Here is an 18,788-nt window from a genome sequence, read left to right as displayed (position 1 = left end):
TGTTTAATTGAATAAATTTGTACTCGTACAACGTATAAAAACACAAAATGTTGTAAAATTCTGGGCATGAAGTCTTCTGAAAAGAAGGCTTTTTCTTTTTTTGAATTAAAATGTTGATTTTCCATTCTAATATTTTAATTGATAATCAGTCGATTGTAATCAATTTTCAAAGAGCTTAAAGTGTTGCTTATCTAAAATAAAATTTGTATCTTTGCACCCACTTTTGTGGCGAAAAGGTTTGATGGGTAAATTACTTATAATTAATTACTTCCGTATTTTTTAATCCGCATTTATTCAAACCGTTAAAAAAGAAGGAATACAAATTTTATTAGAAAATGTCAAAAGAGACAAATTCAGCAGAGGTTATTTTAAACCAAAACGTAGCACCAGAACAATTTGATTGGGATTCTTTCGAATCAGGTCTTGATGCAGATGCGAGAAAAGAAAAAAGCGACTTAGAAGAAATCTATAACGGATCTCTTAGCAGTTTAAATGACAACGACGTTATCGTAGGTAAAGTTGTAAGATTAACTGACAAAGAAGCTATCGTAGACATCGACTTCAAATCAGAAGGTGTTATTTCTCTTAACGAATTCCGTTACAACCCAGGCCTAAAAGTAGGTGATGATGTTGAAGTAATGGTAGACAGAAGAGAAGACAAAACAGGACAGTTACAATTATCTCACAGAAAAGCTAGAACGCTTAAAGCTTGGGATAGAGTAAACGAACTTCACGAAACTGGAGAAATCGTTAACGGTTTTGTTAAGTCTAGAACTAAAGGAGGTATGATCGTTGACGTACACGGAATCGAAGCATTCTTACCAGGTTCTCAAATTGATGTTAAGCCAATTAAAGATTACGATCAGTTCGTAGGAAAAACTATGGAGTTCAAAGTTGTGAAAATCAACCCTGAGTTCAAAAACGTAGTAGTATCTCACAAAGCATTGATCGAAGCAGATATCGAAGGTCAGAAAAAAGAAATCATCGCTCAGCTTGAAAAAGGTCAGGTTCTTGAAGGTACTGTTAAGAATATTACTTCTTATGGTGTATTCATTGACTTAGGAGGTGTTGATGGATTGATCCACATTACAGACCTTTCTTGGTCTAGAGTGAACCACCCATCTGAGATCCTAGAGGACGGACAGACTGTAAAAGTTGTTATCCTTGATTTTGATGACGAGAAAACAAGAATCCAATTAGGTATGAAGCAATTAGAAGCTCATCCTTGGGATGCTCTTTCTGCTGATATGAAAGTTGGTGACAGAGTAAAAGGAAAAGTAGTAGTTCTTGCTGACTATGGTGCATTCGTAGAAATCGCTCCAGGTGTAGAAGGATTGATCCACGTTTCTGAAATGTCTTGGTCTACTCACTTAAGATCTGCAGGTGATTTCGTGAAAGTAGGTGATGAAGTAGAAGCTGAAGTACTTACTTTAGATAGAGAAGACAGAAAAATTTCTCTTGGTATCAAGCAATTAAGCAAAGATCCATGGGAAAATATCGAAGCTAAATATCCAGTAGGATCTAAGCATGTAGGAACTGTAAGAAACTTTACTAACTTTGGTGTATTCGTAGAATTAGAAGAAGGTATCGACGGTTTGATCTACATCTCTGATCTTTCTTGGACTAAGAAAATCAAGCACCCATCTGAATTCTGTGCAGTTGGTGATAAATTAGATGTTGTAGTTCTTGAATTAGACATCCAAGCTAGAAGATTATCTCTAGGTCACAAACAATTGACAGACAATCCTTGGGATGCATTCGAAACTAAATATGCTGAAGGAACTATCCACGCTGGTAAAGCGGTAGAAGTACACGATAAAGGTGCTTCTGTACAGTTCGAAGATGCTGAAGTTGAAGCTTTCTGCCCTTCAAGATTATTAGAGAAAGAAGATGGATCTAAAATCAAAAAAGGTGAAGATGCTCAATTCAAAGTAATTGAATTCAACAAAGAATTCAAGAGAGTAGTAGTTTCTCATACAGGTATCTTCAGAGACGAAGAGAAGAAAAATGTAAGAGACAACTCTAACAACAGATCTAATAATACATCGTCTTCTTCAAACAACGAAGAAAGATCAACTTTAGGTGATATCGATGCATTAGCAGAATTGAAAAGAAAAATGGAAGAAGGTAAGTAATCTTTAATTCATTTTATAATATTGAGCCACTCTTTTGAGTGGCTTTTTTGTTTAAAACTATTATTAGAATTAGTGATTACGCTATAAATAAGCTAGAAAATTAATTCTTAAATTGATATTATTGCTTATATATTTAATAAAATAGAATTATATTTAAATTTATTTTATAAAAATGTTATTTTTTTGTTAAATATTTGTAGATTAGCGGCTTTATTAGTGTATATGAAAAAAGTAGCTTTACCCCTTTTGTTTGCAGTATCTGCAGTATTTCCTTCCATTCTGTTTGGACAAGATAACGAGAAGTTAATTAAGGATTATATTTCTCAAAATAAGATTAAAGAATATAAAAAATCTGATCTTACAAATTTTACCATCGGTAATGTTGATGAATCAAAATCACTGAATGGTAACGTTGTGAAATTCCAACAGACATATAATGGTCTTCCTGTTTATAATGCAGAAGGAACTGTGCTTGTGAGAGATAATAAAATTATTTATTATTCAGATAGTTTTTTGAAAGACTATAGCTCATCAGTGGCAAATGTAGCTTCTATAAGCAAAAATGCAGCATTGCAGAAAATATCACAAAATCTTCAGAAGCAAAAAGTAGAATCATATCCCATTCTTGGTTTTAATGATTCTGAACCAGAAAATGTAAAAGTCGCTAAGCAAAGATTAGTATATGTTGAAGATGCTGGTATTTTAAAATTGGCTTATCAGTTTTCTCTTCCTGAACCGGATTCTCCGAATTATTGGGATATTTTAATTGATGCTACGAATGGGAATATTATTAGTAAGCTGGATTTAAATTTATCATGTAATTTCCATGATGATGCTTTTTCTCACGATCATACGCATTTTCAAAGTAATTTAATTGGTCCTTTAAATAATATTGCAAATAAAAATGTAAACTTCTTAGTTCCAGATAATGCTTCATATAATATTTTCCCTTTACCATTGGAAGCTCCGACTTTCGGATCAAGGGCAACTGTTAATAATCCTTGGATTCTTGCCGCTTCACAAGAAGGGTGGCATTATGATGGAACGACTCATTATACAATTACAAGAGGAAATAATGTACATGCCTATGAAGATACTTCAGGATTAAATTCTATAGGTTTTTCTCCAGATGGTGGAACATCTAGAAACTTTAATTTTCCATTTAGTATTAATGCAGATCCATCTACCAACCAAAGTGCGGCTATTACAAATTTATTTTATATCAATAATAAAGTTCATGATATTTTCTATATGTTTGGTTTTACTCCAGCAGCAAGAAATTTCCAAGCAACAAATTTTGGATTAGGAGGTGTTGGAAATGATTATGTGCTTGCAGAAGCTCAAGATGGAGGAGGAACTAATAATGCAAATTTTGCAAGTCCTTCAGATGGTAGTAAACCAAGAATGCAAATGTATCTTTGGTCAACAGTAAACAGGTTATTTTTCTATAATGCACCAAGTGCGGCGGTTTCACGTCAGCCTTTAGCAGGTACAGCCTTGTTTGGGAATGCCTTAGATGCAACAGGAGTTACAGGAAATGTGCAGTTGTCTTCTGTTCTAGATGGTTGTACAGCATTACCTGCAAATTCGCTTACAGGAAAAATTGGATTGGTAGAAAGAGGAACCTGTGCATTTACTATAAAGACTAAAAACCTACAGGATGCAGGTGCTACAGCAGCAATTATTTACAATAATACAGCAAATGGAAATACCATTGGAAATATGTCTGGTACAGATGGTACTATTACGATTCCATCGGTATTAATTGGTAATACGGAGGGGGAATATATTAAGAGTCAACTTTCAACAAGTACAACTGTAAATGTTACTCTAAAAAATGATCCGGCTACAAGTATTACTCCGGATGGAAGTTTTGATAACGGAATTGTGATCCATGAATATGGTCATGGAATTTCAAATAGATTGACAGGTACTGGAGTAGGATGTTTAAGTTCTACATCAGATAAAGAACAAATGGGAGAAGGTTGGTCTGATTTTTTTGCAATAATGCTAACAAATAAAGCTGGAGATAATGCTTCGGTTCCAAGAGGAACAGGAACTTACGCGATTGGACAGCCTATCACAGGAGGAGGTATTAGACCTGCTAAATATTCTCCGGATTTTACGATCAATGATTATACTTATGGTGATACAAACGGAATGGAATATAATAATGGTTCTGCAATTGTTCCAGATGTACATTCTATCGGTTTTATCTGGGCTACAATGCTGTGGGATCTTCATTGGCAATATGTTGCTAAGTATGGATATTCTTCAGATGTAATGGCAAATACAACAAATGGAAGTTCTAGAGTTCTTCAATTAGTAACAGATGCCTTAAAACTTCAGATTTGTAACCCTACTTTCATTGATGGTAGAAATGCAATCTTGCAGGCAGAGTTAGCAACAACTCAAGGTTTAGATAAATGTATGATTTGGAGAACTTTTGCTAAGCGAGGGTTAGGTGTTAATGCGGCTGCAGGGTCTAAAACAAATATTAATGATCAGGTTGAAGATTTTTCAGTACCAGCAGAATGTGTATTAGGTACTGATGAGGTAAAAGTTGTTAAAAACAATATTTCAATCTATCCAAATCCTGCAAAAAATGAATTCTTTATCAATTTCCCAAGTAATACTTTAGGAAAAGTAAGTGTTGAAATTTATGATATGTCAGGAAAGTTAGTTTCTTCAGAAGATAAAATTTCTCCTGATGCTAAGAAATCAATTTCTACTGATAAATTGATAAACGGAACTTATATGGTGAAAGTAAAAGGTATTGGTATTGACGCTGCATCAAAAGTTATTGTTAAAAAATAACAAATAATTAATTCAAAATATATGATAATGACTGTTCTTAATAGAATGGTCATTATTGTTTTAAAATATATTAGAAAAAAAGTTTTCGATTGAATAATATTTGTAAATTAGCACCTTTATTAATCAATATGAAAAAGAGAACTCTACCCCTTATGTTTGCTGCTTTAGCAGTTTTCTCATCTTCGAGTTTATTTTCTCAAAACAATGAGAAAATAATTAAAGATTATATCTCTCAAAATAAAATTAGAGAATATAAAAAAGCTGACCTTACTAATTTTAGTATTGATGTGAATGACCATTCTGAAAGTATGAATGGAGATGTTGTGAAAATACAACAATTGTATAAAGGTATTCCTGTTTATGGATCTTTAGGCTCGATTTTGATAAAAAATAATCAGGTAGTGATCTACAATGATACTTTTGAAAAAGATTATGAGGCTGTCGATTCAAATGTTCCTTCAATTACAAAAGAAGCTGCTTTTGGATTTGCTTCAAAAGGAACAACGATAGAAGATCCTAGTAAAATTACAATTCTGAATTTTCATGATGCAGACAAAAAAGATATGCTATTTGCTAAGCAGCAATTAGTATATCTTAAGAAAGATCAGAATCTTATTTTATGCTATGAATTTACTTTTCCTGAGAAAAAAACACCAAATTATTGGGATGTTTTAGTAAATGCAACTACAGGTGAAATTGTACAAAAAAATAATCTAAATCTTAGTTGTAATTTTGTTGATCATCCATTCGAGAGTTCTCATGAAAATAAATTAGCAGTATTTCCATTAGGGAAAGAAAATTATCAACAGACAAACCCAACTACAAGTTTATTATTTTCTCCAGATAATGCTTCATATAATGTATTTCCTTTCCCAATAGAAGCTCCAACTTTTGGATCAAGATCAGTTATTACGAATCCTTGGAGTCTTACAGCATCACCAGAAGGATGGCATTCTGATGGAACTACTCATTACACGAATGCTCAAGGGAATAATGTTTTTGCTTATCAGGATTTATATGATGATGATTATTTTACTGGTATAACTGCTGATGGAGGAACTTCAAGAAATTTTAACTTTCCATACACTGCAGGAGCATTAGCTTTAACAAATCAAGACGCTTCCATAACAAACTTGTTTTATGCTAATAATATGATGCATGATATCTTCTATAAGTTTGGATTCACTCCTGCAACAAGAAATTTCCAGAAAAATAATTTTAATTTAGGAGGCGCAGGAAACGATTTTGTAAATGCAGAAGCTCAAGATGGTGGAGGAACTGTTGTAACTTCAACTGTTCAAAACTATAATAATGCAAACTTTGCAACACCTCAAGATGGAGGAAGTGGTAGAATGCAAATGTATTTATGGGTAAATGATGCTCAAAAATTATTTTATAATGCTCCTGCTTCCGCAACTACAAGAACTCCAGTTTCTTATACAGCAGCTTTTGGACAACAAATAACAGGTGAACCGATTACAGGAAGTGTTAAATTATCACCAGTTTTAGATGCTTGTACAGCTCTTCCAGCTGGATCTTTAACAGGATTTATCGGTTTGGCAGAGAGAGGAACTTGTGACTTTGTTACAAAAGTTGAAAATATGCAAAATGCGGGTGCAACAGGTGCAATTATCTATAATGCAGTAAGTTCGGCAGCTCCTGGAAATATGGGAGGAACGAATGCGAATATTTATATTATGTCTGAGCTAATTGATAATACAGAAGGAGAATATATTAAGACACAATTGGCAAATAATGTTCCTGTAAATGTTTCGATGAGTTACAGTACTAAGCAGGATGGAAGTTTTGATAATGGGGTTATGATTCACGAATATGGACATGGTATTTCAAACAGATTAACAGGAAATGGATACACATGTTTACAGTATACTCAAAGTAAAGAACAGATGGGAGAAGGATGGTCTGATTTCTTTGCATTAATGTTAACTAATAAAGCTGGAGATAATGCTTCCGTTCCAAGAGGTATTGGAACTTATGTATCTGCACAAGGTATTACAGGAGCAGGTATCAGACCAGCTAAATATTCACCTGATTTTACTATTAATGACTATACTTATGGTGATACTAACGGAATGGAATTCTCAAATGGTTCTACACTGGTTCCCGATGTGCACTCTATTGGATTTGTATGGGCAACGATGTTGTGGGATCTTAATTGGCAATATGTTGCTAAATATGGATATGCTTCTGATGTAACATCAAATGCAACGAATGGTAGTTCAAGAGTTCTACAATTGGTAACTGATGCTTTAAAACTTCAGGCATGTAGCCCAACATTCATTGATGGTAGAAATGCAATCTTACAAGCTGAATTAGCGACAACACAAGGTTTAGATAAATGTATGATTTGGAGAACTTTCGCTAAAAGAGGTTTAGGAGTAAATGCTTCAGCTGGAGTGAAAACGAACATTAATGACCAGGTTCAGGATTTTTCAGTACCTGCAGAATGTGTATTGGCTACTGATGAGGTAAAAGTTGTTAAAAATAATATTTCAATTTATCCAAATCCGGCTAAAAATGAATTCTTCATTAATTTCCCAAGTAATACTTTAGGAAAAGTAAGCGTTGAGATTTATGATATGTCAGGAAAATTGGTTTCTTCCGAAGATAAAATTTCTCCAGATGCTAAAAAATCAATTTCGACAGATAAATTGGTAAACGGAACTTATATGGTGAAAGTAAAAGGTATCGGTATGGATGCTGCATCAAAAGTTATTGTTAAAAAATAATTTAAAATAATAATTTATTATAATTACCAATCGGGTCAAGCTTAGCTTGACCCGATTTTATTTATCTATCATTTAATACTTCTTGATTCTTTTAATAAATAAGTTGTAATTTTGCAGGCTGTAAAAAATGAATATGGAGAAGAAAAATATACTAAAAGGGGTTTTATTTGTAGGAATTGGAGCAAGTATATATGGTATGTTGGCGACTTTTGTTAAACTTGCTTATCAGGAAGGCTATACTACTTCGGAAGTGACGACATCTCAATTTTTATTGGGATTGGTTGGTCTTTTAATTTTGAATTTTATTCAGACGATAACTTCAAAAAAGACGTTACCTTCGCCAACTGGAAAAGAAGTAAGAAACCTAATGATAGCGGGAACTTCGCTTGGTTGTACAAGCTTATTTTATTATATTTCAGTTCAGTATATTAATGTTTCAATAGCGATTGTATTGTTGATGCAATCGGTTTGGTTTAGCGTTGTGGCGGAAAGCTTTTTGACGAAGAAATTACCAAATGCAAGAAAAATTATATCCGTAATTATCGTTTTGATAGGAACAATTTTAGCAACAAATCTAGTCAATACAGAAATTGAACTGGATTTCAAAGGTGTTTTCTGGGGATTATTAGCAGCAGCTTCTTATACTTTAACGATGTTTACGTCAAATACTTTGGCAACGCATCTTCCTGTTTTCAGAAAAAGTATTATTATGCTTTCAGGAGGATCAATTGTGATTTTTGCCTTTCTATTTTTTGCTCAAATTGGACCATTACATTTTGATGGATTAAAATCAATTTATTTAAATTTTACCGAAAATACCGAGCATATCCATTCTTTCCGATATTCAATTTTATGGAAATACGGTTTTGTTTTAGCGATTTTTGGGACTATTATTCCGCCGATTTTATTTAATATAGGTTTTCCGAATGCAGGTCTGGGATTGGGAAGTATTGTTTCATCATTGGAGCTTCCCGTTTCTGTAACGATGGCTTTCGTTTTACTTGGTGAAAAAGTAATAGCTATTCAGTGGGTAGGAATTGCTTTGATTCTTTTTGCGATTGTTTTAATGAATTTACCCTCGCAAAAAAGCTATAAAGTAGCCGAAATATCTTAAATAAATTATAATTAATAAATATAAACCGTTTCTTTTGAAGCGGTTTTTTTAATTTTAATACTTAAATAAAATTTCATGAAAAATTTTAATAATGTTGTTGCTGTTTTAATGTTATCGATTGCATCGAATTTTACTTTAGCGCAGGTAAAACCTTTGGATGCTGAACTTACAAATTATCAATATCCTTATGAAGTATATTTTCTTAATTTTAAATCTCAAAATAACGATTTGAAAATGGCTTATATGGATGTAAAGCCAAAAATATCAAATGGAAAAACGATAATACTTCTTCATGGGAAGAATTTCAATGGAGCGTACTGGGAAAGAACAGCGAAAGACCTTTCAGATAAAGGATTTAGAGTGATTATTCCGGATCAGATCGGGTTTGGAAAATCTTCAAAACCTCAGAGTTATCAATTTTCTTTTTCTCAACTGGCAGAAAATACAAAAGCGATCTTAGATGAATTAAAAATTGATAAAACGATTGTTTTAGGACATTCAATGGGAGGAATGGTTGCAACAAGATTTACATTACTTTATCCAAATATGGTTCAGAAATTAATTCTTGAAAATCCAATCGGATTGGAAGATTATAAAACTTTTGCTTCCTATCAAACGATCGATCAGGCTTATCAATCTGAACTAAAAAATACTGCAGAAACATACAAAAATTATCAGTTGAAATTTTATTATGATAATAAATGGAAAGCAGAATATCAACCTTGGTTGGATTTAATTGCAGGTTGGACTTTACACCAAGATTACCCAAAAGTTGCTTGGGATGCAGCTTTGACCTCTGATATGATTTACAATCAGCCTGTTTGTTATGAATTTAAAAATATCAAAGTTCCAACATTGTTAATCATCGGAACAAGAGACAGAACTGCGATAGGAAAAGATAGAGCTCCAAAAGAATTACAACCGAAAATGGGACAATATCAGGAATTAGGAAAGAAAACACAGCAACAGATTGCCGGTTCAAAATTAGTTGAGATTGAAAATGTAGGGCATCTTCCACATATTGAAGTTTATGACAAATTTTGGAATGCTTTGTATGATTTTATAAAGTAGGGAAGCTGGATGATGGAAATTTAAATGAGTTTGGATATTCTTTGCTTTACCTAACTTCTAAGACTGAAAATTTAAGAACCGACATTTTTGTTGAGTAAAATTCCCCTCCTTTGGAGGGGTGGCGAAAATTTCAACGAAATTTTTGACGGGGTGGTTTAAAAGTGAATCGTCAATTCATTTCAGTAAATTTATTAAACTTAAAAAAATAATAGATTTTTCACTCCATTTATGTTCCGTTCAAAATGACATAATGGAAAATTTAATTCAAAATAAAAAGAGACCGCTAAAAATTAGCAGTCTCTTTTCGTATGTATTGTTGTCTGAATTATTTCTTCTTGTAAGCAGCGTCTTTAATTCTCGCTTTTTTACCTCTAAGATCTCTGAAGTAATAGATTCTAGATCTTCTAACTCTACCTCTTCTGTCAACCTCGATTTTTTGTAAAGCTGGCATGTTGATTGGGAATACTCTCTCAACACCTACATCACCAGACATTTTTCTGATCGTGAAAGTTTTTGTAGAACCAGTACCTCTTAATTGGATAACTGTTCCTTTGAAGAACTGAGTTCTAGTCTTCTGACCTTCCTTAATTTCGTAATAAACAGTGATTGTATCACCCGCTTTGAATTCAGGGAATTCTTTTTTTGTAATGTACTTGTCTTGTACGTACTTTAATAAATCCATTATTAATAAATAAAATGTTTAGGCTAAGCAACTTACACGGACTTCGTCAGAGGTTGAATAACAGGCTGCAAATGTACAAAACATTTTTTAAATATTCCAAACAATTTAGTATTAAATCTCATTGATTTTTCAACAGATTTTTCATAAAAAATTTAATATTTCCTTGAAGTTCCCATCAGATAGAGTTTACATGGGAACTCTACTTTTGCACGAAAATAAAATCGGGGACAAAAATACTCCTTAAATTATTGATTTACAAATTTTAATCTCATACACACCACTTAAAAAGTAAACTAAAATGAAACATTATTTTTTCTTTTTTCTTTTTGTCGTCCAGATGGCATTTGGTCAGGCTCTGTATCCTTATTTACAGAATCCGACGCCAAATTCCATGATCGTCAACTGGAAAACGTCTTCAAACAACGAAACAACGGTTATTTACGGAACAACTCCGACTAATTTGAATGTAACTTTTACCGGAACAACCAACATTTTCTCGGATACAGGGTACAATAACAACTATTATTATCACACGGCAAAAATTGCCAACTTACAGCCGAACACAAAATATTATTATAAAATTAAAACCGGTACAAGCGAATCTGCGGTTTATAATTTCAGAACACTGCCTTTACCGGGACAGCCTGTGACAGCAAACGGAAAAATCCGTTTCCTAATTATGGGTGACAACCAAATTAAAGCTGAACCTAGATACGACAGTTTAACATTAAATGCATATAAAAAATTAAAAGAAAAATTCGGACCGACTTCTGATCCTTCTGATAATATTGCTTTGACGTTTATGGTTGGAGATCAGGTAGACGTGGGGACTTTGGATCATTATGAAAATGTTCACTTTAAGAAAAATATCAATTTGTCACCTTATCTTCCGATTCAGACGACAGTTGGAAACCACGAAACGTACGGAACTTTAGGCATGAATTCTTACTATGCTCACTTCTATATTGATGAAATTAAATACAAAAACATCTCTTCAGGAAATGAAAATTATTATGCTCAACAAGCTGGAAATGTTCTGTTTATCAGCTTAAGCTCAGAGCATACAGGTGCTGCACAACAAACTTGGCTTCAACAGATTTTAAATGAAGCAAACAATGATTCGACTGTTGACTGGATCATTTCTTTGAGCCACAGACCTTATCAGGCAGAGCAATACGTCGGAGATATTTCGACTTGGGTTAGAAATACTGCAGTTCCGCTTTTGACGACTTCTTCCAAATATTTAATGCACGTTGGAGCCCACCATCATTTGTACCACAGAGGTCAATTGAAAAATTCACCGAATTATCAAATTATTTCAGGTGGAGTTGCTTGGGATCAATATTGGGGAATGTCGACTGAACAGGATTTTGATGATGTTCAGAAAACATTGACAGATTGGACGTATCAAATCGTTGAAGTTGATGTAAATACAGGAAAAGTTGATGTAGAATCTTACTCAATCGGGGGAGTTTATCACAGAAAATATAATGAACTGGTCGATACTTTCCATCGATATAAAAATCAGCCGAAACCTGCGAAACCTTCCATTTCAAATACTTTCACAGCACCAATTACGTTACCCTTAACATTAAACGGAAGTACTTTCTCGAGTACAAACGGAGAATTATTAAATACAACTCAGTTTTTAATCAGTAAAGCTGCTGATTTTTCTATTATTGAAAAAGAATTTTACAGGGATTATGAAGACTGGTTCGGAAAAGAAGGAACAGGAACTCCTGACTATACCAAAAATCAAAACGCAGGTGTTGATATTACAAAAGCTACTATTGCTTCAAACTCTGTCACAAACGGAAATTATTATGTAAAAGTTCGTTACAGAGACAGAAACTTGGAATGGAGTGATTGGAGTGATGTGAAACAATTTACGGTAACAGGAAGCGTAGTTTCGAATCCTACATTTACTTTAAATAAAACAGAATATACACAAAATGAACCTATTATTGCAAATTTCACAGACGGTCCCGGAAACAATCAGGATTGGGTAGGAATTTATAAAAAGGGTCAAACTCCGTCGTCTGTAACTTCTCAAGCTTTTGTTTATACAAACGGACAAACTGCGGGAACTGCCAATATTCCGAACGGAATTGCCAATAAAGGTCAATATTTTGCAGGTTTTTTTGCAAATAACGGTTACACGGAAATTACAGCAAGAAAAAATTTCTACGTAGGTCCGAAAGTTAATTTAAGTACAACTTCAGATGTTTATCCTGTTGGCGGAACAGTTGTCGTTAATTTTAATAACGGACCAAATCTTACAAAAGACTGGATCGGAATTTACAAAATGGGTCACACTCCAGGAAATGTAAATTCTACACAATGGAGCTATGTAACGACAGCTTCGGGAACGCTGAATTTTACAGGTCTTGCGAAAGGATATTATTATGCTCAATATTTCCTTGAAGACGGATATACAACAGTTGGCGAAAAAGTTTTCTTTAAAGTCGGAGACATTGTTACAGAACTTTGGGCAAATAAACCTGTTTATAGTTTAGGTGAAAATATTACAGCTTCTTGGACAGATTCACCGGGAATTATCAAAGACTGGTTGGGGATTTATCCTCAAAGTATTTCAGTTCCTGATGATCAATTCGTTTCTTACACATATTTTGACGGAATTACTCAAGGTACAAAAACAATTCAGGGAACTGCGGTTCCTGCGACGCCGGGAAATTATTATATGGTCATGTTTACAAATGATTCCTATACGGAAGTTTCGAACAGGGTTCTATTTCAGGTTACTGGAGCAACCTTAGGAACAACAGAAGAAACAAAAAGTACAGAGAAAAATGTAGTTTTATATCCAAACCCAACAAAACCGGGCGAACCAACTTTCATCAAGAGTGATTATCCAATTGATAAAATTGAGTTACTTTCGGCGAACGGAGATTTATTATACCAATCAAAAAATGTTAATAATCAACGTTTTTCTTTAGTGAATGAAAATCTTCCGAAAGGAGTTTATTTCGTGAAAGTTTATACAAGAAAATTATTCACTTTAAAATTAATTATACAGTAAATTTTTAATTTGAAACTAAAAAGTCCTGAAAGGACGATTTAAAACAGGATTGGATAAAATCCAATCAACATTGAATTAGAATTGAATAATCAATATTTTCAAAAATAGGTGGCGGCAAAAATTAAAATTTTTGCCGCCACGTTATTAATTATCATCAGTCGATTTCAAAGCCCAAAGAATCAAGGGAGCCTGCATAAAAAGCCTTGCAAATCTTGTATTATCTGTATTCAAACCAAAAGAATCTCTTCTGTTTTTATATTGAGCAATATTTCCCGGAAGCACAGCTGCGAAAAATCCTACGACAATCTGCCCCATTGTTTTTCTGTACTTTTTAGGAGTTATAATGGTTGCTGCTCCTAAAGTTATTTCCGCAATTCCTGAATAAACAACGGTGTCATCTTTCTTCAAAGGAACCCATTCCGGAACCTGAGCCTGAAACTCTTTTCTAGCAAAGGTAAGGTGAGCGATTCCTGCACTGATAAGAAATGTGCCCAAAGCAATTCTTGAAATGTCTTTCGTTTCCATAATGTAAATATTTGTGATGTGATGTTTTAAAATTTAACCAAAATTCAGACCACAAAAAATTCAAATATTTCCAAAATATCATAATTATGAGAAAAATTATTAAATTTAGCCAACAGAAAAATCTAATATTTCATGATAGATAAAAGAGTAAAAAATGCAAAGGAAGCCATCGAAGGAATTCAGGATGGAATGACGTTGATGTTGGGCGGATTTGGTCTTTGCGGTATCCCTGAAAACTCAATTAATGCTTTGGTAGAGAGCGATGTGAAAGAATTGACTTGTATTTCAAACAATGCAGGAGTTGATGATTTTGGGTTGGGATTATTGCTTCACAAAAGACAAATTAAGAAAATGATTTCGTCTTATGTAGGAGAAAATGCTGAGTTCGAAAGACAGATGCTTTCAGGAGAATTGGAAGTTGAGCTTACTCCACAGGGGACTTTGGCGGAAAAATGCAGAGCTGCACAAGCGGGAATTCCTGCTTTTTATACGCCTGCAGGTTTCGGAACTGAAGTAGCGGAAGGTAAGGAAGTAAAAGATTTTAAAGGAAAACCTCACATTTTGGAACATGCTTACGAAGCAGACTATTCCATCGTAAAAGCCTGGAAAGGTGATCATGCAGGAAACCTTATTTTCAAAGGATCAGCAAGAAACTTTAATCATCCAATGGCCGGAGCTGGAAAAATTACTATCGCAGAAGTAGAAGAATTGGTTGAACCAGGAGAATTAGATCCAAATCAAATTCACATTCCGGGAATTATGATCCAAAGAATTTTCCAGGGAGAAAAATTTGAAAAAAGAATTGAACAGAGAACGGTTAGAAAAAAAGACTAATTTTTTAGTTTACCGTTATTCTAAAAATAAAATACCCCGAAGTAATTTTCGGGGTAATTTTTTATTTAAAGCTGAAATAATTAGCTAAAATTAAATTCCCGCAGTCTGTTTACGTTCACCAATCTGTTGTCTCCACATCGCATAGTATAAACCTTTTTCTTCAATAAGCTGCAAGTGAGAACCTGTTTCTATAATTTGCCCACGCTCCAAAACAAAAATTCTGTCTGCATGCATAATTGTACTTAATCTGTGTGCAATAAGAACGGTAATTTGTTCCTTTTCTTTAGAAATTTCTTTAATAGTTGTCGTAATTTCCTCTTCGGTAATACTATCCAATGCAGAAGTTGCTTCATCGAAAATCAATAAATGAGGCTTTCTCAGTAATGCTCTTGCAATGGCAATTCTTTGTTTTTCACCACCACTTAATTTTAATCCGCCTTCTCCGATAACGGTTTCAATTCCGTTTTCTGCACGTTCCAAAAGACCTGTACAGCTTGATTTTTTTAAAGCTAACTGCAGATCTTCTTCTGTTGCAGTAGGATTTACAAACAAAAGATTTTCCTTTATTGTTCCTGCAAAAAGTTGGGTATCCTGTGTTACAAAACCTATTTGGTTCCTCAATTCATCAAAATCAAATTCTTTTCCGTCGATATTATTGTAAAAAATAGAGCCTTCTTGTGGTCTGTATAAACCAACAAGTAATTTTACCAATGTACTTTTTCCGGAGCCACTTGGTCCTACAAAAGCAATCGTTTCGCCATTTTTCACATTAAATGAAATAGAATTTAGTGCTTTATAATGGGCTGTTTGATGCTGAAAAGAAACTTTTTCAAATTTTAAATCTTCAATAGCTCCGATCTTTTTTGGAGCTAAAGGTTTTGGCTCAATTTCTTTCTTCATCACGCGATCGAAATTGTTGAGTGATGCTTGTGCTTCACGATAAGAAATAATGATGTTCCCAATTTCCTGCATCGGTCCAAAAATAAAGAACCCGTAAAACATCAACGATAAATATTGTCCCGGAGTTACAACATTTTTAAAGATCAATAACAATAATGTAAAAGTGATCATTTGTTGTAAAAAATTAACCAAAGTTCCCTGTACAAAACTTAGAGAACGGATGCTTTTTACTTTTCTCAACTCCAAATTAAGGATTTTGTAGGTGTTATTATTCAAACGTTCAACTTCCTGATTGGTAAGACCCAAACTTTTTACAATTTCAATATTTCTAAGACTTTCCGTAGTGCTTCCGGCTAAATTAGTAGTCTCTGTTACAATGTTTTTCTGGATATTTTTTATTCTTTTGCTTAATAAATTTGTTACAACAGCAATAAAAATAATTCCAACTACATAAACAGGCATGATCGACCAATGCAAACGGATGGCGTATACCGAGACAAATATGATACTTACTACAATTCCAAAAAATACATTAACGAAATTATTGATAAACTTCACAGAATCTTCCCTTACCTTAGTTAAAATAGAAAGGGTTTCACCACTTCTCTGATCTTCAAATTCCTGAAAAGGTAATCTCATTGAATGTTTTAAACCATCCGTAAAAATTTTAGCACCAAACTTTTGAATAATCACATTCACCACATAATCCTGAAATGCTTTCGCAACACGGCTTATCATCGCAGTTCCGACCAATAATCCTAAAAAATAGAAAACACCATGATAGATATCAGTTCCGTAGAGGTATTCATTCATATTTCTCGGAAGGAGTTTTTCTTTGTCGAAAAAGTTAGGATGATTAACTAACTTATCTAGTATATTTCCGGTAATTGCAGGTGCAAACAACGAAAAAACCTGATTTACAGAGGCTAACAAAAGTGAGATGAAGATTAGCCACTTATATGGTTTTAAATAGTATAATAAAATTTTCATTAGTAAAATTAAAAGTCCACAAATTTACAACAATTTGAGACGCAAAATTTATCATAGGATAAGAAAGAAACTATTTCGTAATTCTGAAAAAATGGCTAATTTGGCGGGATAAGATTAAGCTATGCTAACTAAAGAACAAATTGCACAAAGAATTTCGAGAGAAGTAAAGGACGGATATTATGTAAATTTAGGAATCGGAATTCCAACATTGGTCGCAAACTACGTTCCGGACAATCTTTCCGTAGAATTTCAGAGTGAAAACGGAGTTTTGGGAATGGGACCATTTCCTTTCGAAGGGGAAGAAGATGCAGACATTATTAATGCCGGAAAACAGACGATTACTATATTGGAAGGAGGTTCATTCTTTGATTCAGCTTTCAGTTTCGGGATGATCAGAAGCCAGAAAGTGGATCTTACGATTCTTGGAGCAATGGAAGTTTCAGAAAACGGAGATATTGCCAACTGGAAAATCCCCGGAAAAATGGTAAAAGGAATGGGGGGAGCAATGGATTTGGTAGCTTCTGCAGAAAATATTATCGTTGCAATGATGCACGTAAATAAAGCGGGAGAAAGCAAAATTCTTAAAAAATGTTCACTTCCACTTACCGGAATCAACTGTGTGAAAAAGGTAGTCACTGAACTGGCTGTTTTAGATGTAACCCCGGCTGGTTTCAAGCTTGTTGAAAGAGCTCCGGGAGTTTCGGTAGAACATATTGTACAATCAACGGAAGCAGATTTGATCATTGACGGAGAAATTCCTGAAATGCAATTCTAGATAAAATAAAAACCTTGTCACTGACAAGGTTTTTTTATTGAAAATATTTAACGTCTAGTAGTAAAAACCGACATCGGAAATCGTAGCGTTAATAAAATAAAATCTGTGAACGTTAAGAAAATTCTATTGTTTGAGCGCGACATAAATATTGAAACAAAGAACAAATTTCGATTCGCGCGAGTTTTAGAATTTTTAGAGAATAGGTTTTATTTTTAGCGAAGAGTTCCAAGTCTTGAAGTTTTGTTTCTTTTGTTTCAAGACAAAAGAAATCAAATTTATTTCCCGTCCTGAGCTCCAAAAACCTTCTGCAAAATACTCGTCGTCCTCATTGCCGGAGTATTTCTGATTCCGCTTTCTTTATCGGCAACCATTTTGAAAACACCATTAATGGTTTCAGTCGTAACATATTCATTAAGATCGGTCGTTACAGCTTGTCCTGTCAATGTATTATATTTTGAAATAATACTTTTCCACAGTGTATCTGCACCAACTTTTCCTAATGAAGCTTTTACTTTTGGCTGAAAAGCTGTAAATAATTGAGATTGAGTTTTTCCCTGCAGATAATTTGTCGCCGAATTATCACTTCCTAACAAAATATTTTTAGCATCTGTAATCGTCATTGAAGTAATTGCTTTAGTGAAAATCGGAGCAGCTTCAGTTACAGCATCTTCTGCAGCTCTATTTAATAATTTTACCCCTTGATCGGCTAAACTTCCTAAACCAACTGAACGTAATGTTGTATCAATTTTTCTAAGCTTTTCAGGCATTAAGATTTTTACAGCTTCATTTTTTAAGAAACCATCTGTTACACCCAGTTTTTTCACGCCTTCAGTGACACCAAGGCTCAATGCTTCTTTTAACCCTGATGAAATTTGAGTTGAAGTAAGACTCCCTAAATTAATAGGAGAGGTTGAAGTTGTTGAGGTTTTTGTTGATGTTGTAGTAGTGGTAGAACTGGTTGTCGTTTTAGGATTATTCAGGTCGATTCCTGTTTTATCTTTTACAGTGGATTTTATTACATCTAAAATTTGTGCCTTTGCAGAAACTGAAAATAATAATATTCCAGCCAATAAAATTGTTTTTCTCATTTTATATTTTTTGCAAAATTAGATGTTTTATTGCTTAATAAGTTAAAAAGGATGGATAAGTTTTTCC

The 18,788-nt window shown here is 33.7% G+C and carries 12 protein-coding genes; 8 read left to right on the top strand and 4 right to left on the bottom strand.

Translation table 11 applies throughout. The annotated features are described in order from the left end of the window. Window positions 1-335 precede the first annotated feature (335 nt). From rpsA to ABD940_RS08940, 5 genes are all read left to right on the top strand, one after another. On the top strand, window positions 336-2,135 hold the full coding sequence (rpsA, locus tag ABD940_RS08960) for a 30S ribosomal protein S1 (RefSeq protein WP_345202578.1): 1,800 nt from the start codon (window positions 336-338) through the stop codon (window positions 2,133-2,135). Between the two features lie 222 nt (window positions 2,136-2,357). Beyond that, entirely contained in the window at window positions 2,358-4,952 is a 2,595-nt protein-coding gene (locus ABD940_RS08955; protein ID WP_345202575.1) for a T9SS-dependent M36 family metallopeptidase, read from the top strand. 128 nt (window positions 4,953-5,080) lie between these two features. Next, window positions 5,081-7,702 (top strand): T9SS-dependent M36 family metallopeptidase, encoded by a 2,622-nt coding sequence (locus ABD940_RS08950; RefSeq protein WP_345202573.1) that lies wholly within the window; start codon window positions 5,081-5,083, stop codon window positions 7,700-7,702. A gap of 133 nt (window positions 7,703-7,835) precedes the next feature. Continuing rightward, on the top strand, window positions 7,836-8,816 hold the full coding sequence (locus tag ABD940_RS08945) for an EamA family transporter (protein WP_345202570.1): 981 nt from the start codon (window positions 7,836-7,838) through the stop codon (window positions 8,814-8,816). Window positions 8,817-8,891: 75 nt separating this feature from the next. After that, window positions 8,892-9,887, top strand: coding sequence for an alpha/beta fold hydrolase (locus tag ABD940_RS08940; protein ID WP_345202568.1), 996 nt, complete (start codon window positions 8,892-8,894; stop codon window positions 9,885-9,887). Window positions 9,888-10,212: 325 nt separating this feature from the next. Here ABD940_RS08940 and rplS read toward each other — a convergent pair whose 3' ends face one another. Further along, entirely contained in the window at window positions 10,213-10,569 is a 357-nt protein-coding gene (gene rplS / locus ABD940_RS08935; protein WP_034709455.1) for a 50S ribosomal protein L19, read from the bottom strand. 298 nt (window positions 10,570-10,867) lie between these two features. Between rplS and ABD940_RS08930 the strand changes: the two genes are divergently transcribed. Continuing rightward, complete coding sequence (locus tag ABD940_RS08930) at window positions 10,868-13,609, top strand: fibronectin type III domain-containing protein (protein ID WP_345202556.1); 2,742 nt, start codon at window positions 10,868-10,870, stop codon at window positions 13,607-13,609. Between the two features lie 144 nt (window positions 13,610-13,753). Here the strand turns inward: ABD940_RS08930 and ABD940_RS08925 are convergent, their stop codons facing one another. Continuing rightward, entirely contained in the window at window positions 13,754-14,134 is a 381-nt protein-coding gene (locus ABD940_RS08925) for a DoxX family protein (protein ID WP_345202554.1), read from the bottom strand. Window positions 14,135-14,266: 132 nt separating this feature from the next. Here ABD940_RS08925 and ABD940_RS08920 point away from each other — a divergent pair, with 132 nt between their 5' ends. Beyond that, window positions 14,267-14,968 carry a CoA transferase subunit A gene (locus ABD940_RS08920; protein WP_345202552.1) on the top strand — a complete coding sequence of 234 codons (702 nt, stop codon included), beginning with the start codon at window positions 14,267-14,269 and terminating at the stop codon, window positions 14,966-14,968. A gap of 90 nt (window positions 14,969-15,058) precedes the next feature. Here ABD940_RS08920 and ABD940_RS08915 read toward each other — a convergent pair whose 3' ends face one another. After that, on the bottom strand, window positions 15,059-16,858 hold the full coding sequence (locus ABD940_RS08915; protein WP_345202550.1) for an ABC transporter ATP-binding protein: 1,800 nt from the start codon (window positions 16,856-16,858) through the stop codon (window positions 15,059-15,061). Window positions 16,859-16,979: 121 nt separating this feature from the next. Here ABD940_RS08915 and ABD940_RS08910 point away from each other — a divergent pair, with 121 nt between their 5' ends. Beyond that, window positions 16,980-17,633 carry a CoA transferase subunit B gene (locus ABD940_RS08910; RefSeq protein ID WP_345202548.1) on the top strand — a complete coding sequence of 218 codons (654 nt, stop codon included), beginning with the start codon at window positions 16,980-16,982 and terminating at the stop codon, window positions 17,631-17,633. A 275-nt stretch (window positions 17,634-17,908) separates the two neighbouring features. Here the strand turns inward: ABD940_RS08910 and ABD940_RS08905 are convergent, their stop codons facing one another. Continuing rightward, a complete protein-coding gene (locus ABD940_RS08905) occupies window positions 17,909-18,721 on the bottom strand; it encodes a DUF4197 domain-containing protein (protein ID WP_345202545.1) in 813 nt (270 codons plus the stop codon). Window positions 18,722-18,788: the final 67 nt, after the last annotated feature.

This window comes from Chryseobacterium ginsengisoli (assembly GCF_039542325.1).
Classification (GTDB): Bacteria; Bacteroidota; Bacteroidia; order Flavobacteriales; family Weeksellaceae; genus Chryseobacterium; species Chryseobacterium ginsengisoli.
Note: the sequence above shows the minus strand (reverse complement) of the source record. Positions and strands in the feature narration are given on the sequence as shown.

What these genes read in the sequence shown, in the direction of transcription:
- rpsA (WP_345202578.1), top strand. Translation starts at nt 336, where the DNA reads ATGTCAAAAGAGACAAATTCAGCAGAGGTTATTTTAAACCAAAACGTA.
- ABD940_RS08955 (WP_345202575.1), top strand. Translation starts at nt 2,358, where the DNA reads ATGAAAAAAGTAGCTTTACCCCTTTTGTTTGCAGTATCTGCAGTATTT.
- ABD940_RS08950 (WP_345202573.1), top strand. Translation starts at nt 5,081, where the DNA reads ATGAAAAAGAGAACTCTACCCCTTATGTTTGCTGCTTTAGCAGTTTTC.
- ABD940_RS08945 (WP_345202570.1), top strand. Translation starts at nt 7,836, where the DNA reads ATGGAGAAGAAAAATATACTAAAAGGGGTTTTATTTGTAGGAATTGGA.
- ABD940_RS08940 (WP_345202568.1), top strand. Translation starts at nt 8,892, where the DNA reads ATGAAAAATTTTAATAATGTTGTTGCTGTTTTAATGTTATCGATTGCA.
- rplS (WP_034709455.1), bottom strand. Translation starts at nt 10,569, where the DNA reads ATGGATTTATTAAAGTACGTACAAGACAAGTACATTACAAAAAAAGAA.
- ABD940_RS08930 (WP_345202556.1), top strand. Translation starts at nt 10,868, where the DNA reads ATGAAACATTATTTTTTCTTTTTTCTTTTTGTCGTCCAGATGGCATTT.
- ABD940_RS08925 (WP_345202554.1), bottom strand. Translation starts at nt 14,134, where the DNA reads ATGGAAACGAAAGACATTTCAAGAATTGCTTTGGGCACATTTCTTATC.
- ABD940_RS08920 (WP_345202552.1), top strand. Translation starts at nt 14,267, where the DNA reads ATGATAGATAAAAGAGTAAAAAATGCAAAGGAAGCCATCGAAGGAATT.
- ABD940_RS08915 (WP_345202550.1), bottom strand. Translation starts at nt 16,858, where the DNA reads ATGAAAATTTTATTATACTATTTAAAACCATATAAGTGGCTAATCTTC.
- ABD940_RS08910 (WP_345202548.1), top strand. Translation starts at nt 16,980, where the DNA reads ATGCTAACTAAAGAACAAATTGCACAAAGAATTTCGAGAGAAGTAAAG.
- ABD940_RS08905 (WP_345202545.1), bottom strand. Translation starts at nt 18,721, where the DNA reads ATGAGAAAAACAATTTTATTGGCTGGAATATTATTATTTTCAGTTTCT.